7 protein-coding genes are annotated in these 6,476 nt (G+C 62.1%); 4 read left to right on the forward strand and 3 right to left on the reverse strand.

Annotation, left to right across the window (positions count from 1 at the left end):
• Positions 1 to 17: 17 nt before the first annotated feature.
• On the reverse strand, positions 18 to 1,277 hold the full coding sequence (locus tag NKI73_RS31315; RefSeq protein ID WP_352635657.1) for a multidrug efflux MFS transporter: 1,260 nt from the start codon (positions 1,275 to 1,277) through the stop codon (positions 18 to 20).
• Positions 1,278 to 1,470: 193 nt separating this feature from the next.
• On the opposite strand from NKI73_RS31315, the gene NKI73_RS31320 reads away from it, so the two are divergent.
• Together NKI73_RS31320 and NKI73_RS31325 are read left to right on the forward strand one after the other, a co-directional pair.
• A complete protein-coding gene (locus NKI73_RS31320) occupies positions 1,471 to 2,136 on the forward strand; it encodes a GntR family transcriptional regulator (RefSeq protein ID WP_352635659.1) in 666 nt (221 codons plus the stop codon).
• A gap of 117 nt (positions 2,137 to 2,253) precedes the next feature.
• On the forward strand, positions 2,254 to 2,487 hold the full coding sequence (locus NKI73_RS31325; protein WP_244506945.1) for a DUF982 domain-containing protein: 234 nt from the start codon (positions 2,254 to 2,256) through the stop codon (positions 2,485 to 2,487).
• Positions 2,488 to 2,553: 66 nt separating this feature from the next.
• On the opposite strand, the gene NKI73_RS31330 is transcribed toward NKI73_RS31325, so the two are convergent.
• Positions 2,554 to 2,706, reverse strand: coding sequence for a hypothetical protein (locus tag NKI73_RS31330; protein WP_352635661.1), 153 nt, complete (start codon positions 2,704 to 2,706; stop codon positions 2,554 to 2,556).
• 299 nt (positions 2,707 to 3,005) lie between these two features.
• On the opposite strand from NKI73_RS31330, the gene NKI73_RS31335 reads away from it, so the two are divergent.
• Entirely contained in the window at positions 3,006 to 3,977 is a 972-nt protein-coding gene (locus NKI73_RS31335; protein ID WP_352635663.1) for a glycosyl transferase family 90, read from the forward strand.
• 27 nt (positions 3,978 to 4,004) lie between these two features.
• Here NKI73_RS31335 and NKI73_RS31340 read toward each other — a convergent pair whose 3' ends face one another.
• Positions 4,005 to 5,048: an aldo/keto reductase gene (locus tag NKI73_RS31340; protein WP_352635665.1), complete on the reverse strand. Its 1,044-nt coding sequence runs from the start codon at positions 5,046 to 5,048 to the stop codon at positions 4,005 to 4,007.
• Positions 5,049 to 5,328: 280 nt separating this feature from the next.
• Between NKI73_RS31340 and ppk2 the strand changes: the two genes are divergently transcribed.
• Positions 5,329 to 6,249 carry a polyphosphate kinase 2 gene (gene ppk2, locus NKI73_RS31345; RefSeq protein ID WP_352635667.1) on the forward strand — a complete coding sequence of 307 codons (921 nt, stop codon included), beginning with the start codon at positions 5,329 to 5,331 and terminating at the stop codon, positions 6,247 to 6,249.
• The last annotated feature ends 227 nt before the right edge of the window (positions 6,250 to 6,476 follow it).

The raw sequence follows: 6,476 nt of genomic DNA on the forward strand, positions 1-6,476 counted from the left end.
AGATACGCCCAACCCGGTCAGGGTTTGCCGGCATTGACGAGCATGTCCTGCTCGCGGCGTGACTGCGCCAGCCAGTTATACACCGCGCCGCCCGCCATCAAGACGGATGTGCCCAGAAACACCGAGCGCATGCCGAAATGGCCACCGGCAAAGCCGCCAAGCAAGGGGCCTGCGACCTGCCCGATGTATTGGGCGGAGATCGACAGCCCGAGCACATTGCCGCCGACCCCATCGGGAACATTATGGCGGATCACGCTGGTGATGCAGGGCAACAGCCCGCCCAGCGCCAGGCCCATCAGGAAGCGCAGGCCGATGAGCTGCCAGCTCTGCGTGACGAAGGCCTGCGGGATCAGCAGCAGCGCCGAGACGGCGAGCGCGCCGATGACGACGTTCCAGTGACCGATGCGGTCGGCGAGCTTGCCGAGGCGCGATGCTGACAGGATGGCGCCAAGCGCGGCCGCCGACATGACGACGCCTGAGATCAGCGTCACGCGGCTCTGGTCTTCGATCAACTGCTGCACATAGACGGTGATGATCGGCTCGATCGACATGGTGGCGAAACTCAACAGCATGCCGGTCGCCAGCATGGCGATAACAGGACGCTTGTCCTGTATTTGCGCCCAGCCGCCTTTCGGCTTCTCTCTCGCAGTTGCATTTGCTGGTTTCGGCCGGGGATTCTCCTTGATCAGAAACGTGGTCGCCAGGAACGCCAGGAAGATGACGCCGCCTGACAGGAGAAAGGTGGCGCGGATGCCGATCAGTGGCGGCAGGGCGCCGCCAACCAGCGGCCCGACCAGGGCCCCACCCGTGATACCGGCCGACAGCAGGCCCAGTGCCCAGCCGGAACGCTCCTTGGGCGTTTGCATAGCGACAAGGATGGTCGATCCCGAGGAATAGCCGCCCGCAAAGCCGATCAGCAGCCGCAGCAGCACCAGTTGCCAGACCGTTTGCACCATGCCCGTCAATGACATGCATATGGCCATGCCGAAGCTGGCGCGAACCAGCATCACCTTGCGGCCGTAGCGGTCGCCGAGACGTCCCCAGAGCGGCGCCACCAGCGCCGCCGCGAAGAAGGTCGCGCCATAGGCGATCCCCGACCATTGCACGATCGCTGCGTGGCCCTCGGCGCCGAGCTGCTCGATATAGAGCGGCAGGAACGGCAGCAGCAGCGTCATGGCGACAAGCGTCGAGAACGAACCGGCAAAACACACGAACAGATTGCGCCGCCAGTGAATGTTGTAGGTGCTGTCGGTCGCCGGGGGCGCGTTCTGCGGCATGTCATATGTCCTGTCCGAGCAACGCGGAACTGCGGGTTGCTGCGGATACCAATTTGGGATACCAAAATGGTACCCGTCATGGACGCAAGCTCAGCCGCTGTCAATGCAACCCTCTCAAACGTGAACGGGAACCGCGACCGGCAAGCCGATCGCCGGCAAATGGTCCGAAGCCGGTCCGAAAATGGAAACGACAATGTCGCAGATGCAGAGCGTCGAAAAACAGCTTCGACAGATGATCCTGGGTCTCGAGATCGGTCCCGGCGAGAAGCTGACCGAGCGCTGGATCGAAAGCCGTTTCGGCGCGTCGCGAACCCCGGTCAGGGCAGCACTTCTGCGGCTCGAGACCGATGGCCTGGTCGGCAGGGAGGGGCGTGGCTGGACGGTGTCACCCATCAACCTGGCTGAACTCGAGCAGATCGCCGTCTATAGGGAGGCGGTCGAGGTTGCGGCACTTCGCCTGACATGCGGCTTGGCGGACCGGAGCGCCGTCGATGTCATCGAGGCGATGCTCGACTCCTGCGACAAGGACACGCCGCGCGAGGAATGGCATCGTGTCGGCATGGATTTTCACATCGAACTGGCGCGTCTGTCGGGCAACGAATTCCTGTTCCGGGCGGTCCGCGATGCCATGACACGCCTGTCGCGGGCGCGCTGGCTGGAGGTTCGCGACGAAGCGGCCCTCAGTCGCGCCTGGGCCGAACATCGCGCCATTCTGGCAGCGGTACGCCTCGGCGATGCCGATGAAGCCGCGCACCTGCTTTCGACCCACATCGTCGGCAGCCGCGACCGGCTGGTGACGTCGCTGGCCAACGATCGGCGCGGTCTTCGTGCCAGAGGCTTTGCCGTCGTCGCCGCTTAAGGCGTGGGGTAGGGGACGCAAAAGGCGGCGTCTGGACCTATGCGCACTTTCGGCCTCGCTTCACAGACGCCGATGGCGTAAGGAGCGGCGATGGAAAACAACCGATTTGAAACACCTGTGACTGTGAAGTCAGTCGCGGCGGGAAGCACTCAGCTCTTGCGGACGGCGCGTGAGGCTTCCGACTACCTCCTCAACAGCTGGCCGGGCAAGCGCAGCCCCAAGCATCGCGCGGCCCTGCAGGCTTGTCACGACGCGCTGGCCGGCGACAAGCCGGCGATGAACGCCAGGCGCGCCTTCATCGCGGCAGCGCGTGAAGTGGACGTCTTCGTCAGCGACAAGGCGCCGGCCTGACACAAGCCGGCCATCTGGGCGGCGACCCGGATTGAGGCATGGCACGCATTTGCGGGCCTTTTGCCGTCACTTTGCCTTTTCGGTTTCGCCTTCGGTCTCGTCCTCGGGCTTCGAACGTTCCCTCGCCGCAACCTTGGCTGCCAGCTTCTCGGCCTTCTTGGCCGCTTTCTGGCGGTCGCGTTCCTTGCGTTCCTGGTCGTAATTTGGTGGTCGCGCCATATCGGCTCCTTTTTCACTGCTGGACCGGTTCGTCGTTTCACGGAAACGCAGAATCGCTCCATCTCTTTGTTTGACGCAATCCCATAGGGAAAGCGCTTCACACTTTTCCTGGAATTGCTCTTAGCGGCTCTGACCCTGCCTAGGAGCATTAGCCGTCAAACACAACAGCTGAAGCGATAGTGCCCTGCCGCTGGCGTCGATGATGGTCCGGGGCTTGCAAGATGCGCGGCACAATGGTGTAGGGAGAACCGGGCGCCAACCCATTGGGAACTGCCCGTTTTGTTTTTTTCAAGTGACTGATGGCCACAATCGCACGAACGACGGCAAAGGTTTACTACTATGCGCGAAACGTCGCGCGCGATGTCGTGCCGCAGGCGCTGTTTCGCCGGCAGCTGGCCGACCGGCTCAAGAAGGCCAGGCTCTCGGACGAGGCGGTGCGCCGGCGGCTGAACTACTACAACAAGCTGCACGACGCGTTTACGCCCAGCCCGGCCGCGGTGCGTATCGACAAGCTGCCTTCCACGCCGACCATGTACTATTACGATCTGAGGGAGTTTGCCCGCTATTTCGACCCGGCATTGCTCGTCGACGTCAAATTCGGCGATGTCATCAAGGTGCCGAAGGTGCCGACGCTCGTCAAGGATCGGCCGATCTGCGCCGATGACAGCAATGCGGTCATCATGAAATTCAACAAGTTTCGGCACTTCCACATGCCGGCCGACGCAACGGCATTCGCCGACAAGCGCCCGGCCGTGGTCTGGCGCGGCGATCTCAACAATCCGAAACGGACGAGATTTATCGACGCCGTGCGCGATTTGCCGTTCTGCGACGCCGGCTCACACAAGCCGAACGCGCCGGCCGAATACGCCAAGCCCTTTCTCAGCGTCAGCCAGCAGCAGCGTTACCGCTACATCGTCTCCATCGAAGGCAACGACGTTGCGACGAACCTCAAATGGATCCTGAATTCGAACTCGCTCTGCCTGATGCCGCCGCCGACATACGAGACATGGTTTGCGGAAAAGCAACTCGAGGCCGGTGTCCACTACGTGCCGCTCGATCCGGATTTCGCCGATGTCGCAGACAAGGTGCGCTATTTCGAACAGCACCCGGCCGAGGCGCAACGCATTATCGCCGCGGCCAATGCCTATTGCCGCCAATTCTCCAACGAACAGGACGAGCAGGCGATCTCGCTGCTCGTGATCTACAAATATTTTGTCCTCAGCGGCCAGATCGAGCCTGATCCCGAGGTCTGGCGTTTCATCCAGGGCTAGAACGCCGCTTGCCTCGGCACGCGCTCGTCAGATGCCGCTGCGGTCAAGAACCAGATCGGCGGGGCCGAAGCGGTCCTTTGCCGTCAGCTGCTGGTGCCAGTAGGGATAGAGCAAAGGCGGCCGGCTGACCGAGTCGAGGCGACCGCGTTCGTCGCCGGTGAGCACCAGGCTTGCCGCAGCGATGTTGTCCTGGAACTGCGTTTCGGTCCTGCCGCCGATCACCAGCGAGCTGACGGCCGGCCGGCCGAGCAGCCAGGCCAGTGCCACCTGCGCTGCCGACACACCGCGCTGCGTGCCGATCTCGACAAGCACGTCGACGATCCGCCACAGCCGGTCCTCGTCGCGGATCGGCGGTTCGGACCAGCCTGCGAGCTGGCGGGCGGTGGGGCTGTCGCGACGGTATTTGCCGGACAGCAATCCGCCGGCAAGCGGGCTCCAGACCATAACGCCCAGCCCCTGGTCGACGGAAATCGGCAGCAATTCATACTCTGCCTCGCGCGCTTCCAGCGTGTAGTGGATCTGCTGGGTGACGAAGCGCGGCTGGTGATGGCTGTCGCTGATGCCAAGCGCCTTCATCACCTGCCAGCCGGAATAGTTGGAACAGCCGACATAGCGGATCTTGCCCTGGGCAACCAGCGTGTCGAGCGCGGCGATGGTTTCCTCCAGCGGCGTCACGCCATCCCATTCGTGCAGGAAATAGATGTCGATGACGTCGGTCTTGAGCCGCTTCAGGCTCTTCTCGCATTCGCGGATCAGGTGATGGCGCGACAGGCCTTCATCGTTCGGACCCTTGCCGATCCGCATCCGTGCCTTGGACGCGATCAGCACGTCGCCCTTGCGCTTGCCGCCAAGCGCTTCGCCGATGATCTCTTCCGAAATGCCGTTCGAATAGACATTGGCGGTGTCGATGACGTTGATGCCGGCATCGATGCAGAGGTCGATCATCCGGCGCGCTTCGTCGAGATCGGTCTTGCCGACCGCAGAAAACGCGCCGGCGCCGCCGAAAGTCATGGTGCCCATGGTCAGCGTCGAAACTTTCAAGCCGGAACGGCCGAGAGTGCGGTATTGCATGTCAGATCCTCGCGATTGCATTGGGAAAGGGGCTGGGGGGGTGCCCCGAATGTGACTGCTATTTGTAGGACAATTTTGAGCCGCTTGTCGCCATGCCACGACGACGGATCGATCATGCCTCACGGGATTTGCAGCGGCGGCGTCGTGTTCCAGACTGCAATAAAACCGTCACTGGCGGGCTATATTGAAGTCGGCTCAGGTGTTGCCGTTCCGGGACGTAAGCCGGGAGTTTCGGGGCGCCGGACGTGCATCGACAGAGCTTGCAAGCGGAGCAGCTGAAATGACCGAGCTAAAACAGAATTCTCCTGCCAGGGACTGGCTGGAAGCCGAGCTCGCCGACACGCTCGACGAGGACTATGAGCTCGAAATGTCGGAGCCGGCGCTGTCGATGGAGATCGCCAAGATCTACAAGAATGCGCATCCGCCTTCGATCGATCGCATGCAATATTTTCGCGACCTGATCACCTTGCAGTCCGAACTGATCAAGCTGCAGTCCTGGGTCGCCTACCACAAGAAGAAGCTGGTGGTGATCTTCGAGGGGCGCGATTCGGCCGGCAAGGGCGGCGTCATCAAGCGTATCACCCAGCGGCTCAATCCGCGCATCTGCCGTGTCGTGGCATTGCCGGCGCCGACCGAGCGCGAGAAGTCGCAATGGTATTTCCAGCGCTACGTCCCGCATCTGCCGGCAGGCGGCGAAATCGTGCTGTTCGACCGCTCCTGGTACAACCGCTCGGGCGTCGAAAGGGTAATGGGCTTTGCCCAGCCCGATCAGGTCGAAGAATTCTTCCGCGACGTGCCGGAGTTCGAGCGCATGCTGGTCCGCTCGGGCATCACCGTGGTCAAATACTGGTTCTCGATCACCGACGAGGAACAGCAGATGCGCTTCCTGATGCGCATCCACGATCCGATGAAGCAATGGAAACTGTCGCCGATGGACCTGCAGTCGCGCGTGCGCTGGGAGCAGTACACCAAGGCCAAGGAAGAGACCTTCGCCCGCACCAACATTCCGGAGGCGCCCTGGTTCATCGTCGAGGGCAACGACAAGAAGCGGGCACGGCTGAACTGCATCGGCCATCTGCTCAAGCAGATGCCGTATGAAGAGGTCCCGCACGAGGAGATCACGCTGCCGGAGCGCGTTTTCAATCCCGAATACGAGCGCCAGGTGCTGCCGCGCGAACTCTACGTGCCGGAAAAGTATTGAAGATTCTTCCTTCTCCCCGTTCACGGGGAGAAGGTGCCCGAAGGGCGGATGAGGGGCAGTGCCTGCGTTGGCAATTGAGCCCTATTCGCTGCCATTGGCAGCTTGCTTGCTAGTCTCCAAAGGTCGCGCCGCCCCTCATTGCCCTGCCGGTGTCCAGCCGATAGATGGGTAACACTTTGAACCGGATACATAGGTAACAGTTTTCCCCCTTATGATAGGTTCGTCGC

It is taken from the genome of Mesorhizobium sp. M0496 (genome assembly GCF_040321205.1).
Lineage (GTDB): Bacteria > Pseudomonadota > Alphaproteobacteria > Rhizobiales > Rhizobiaceae > Mesorhizobium.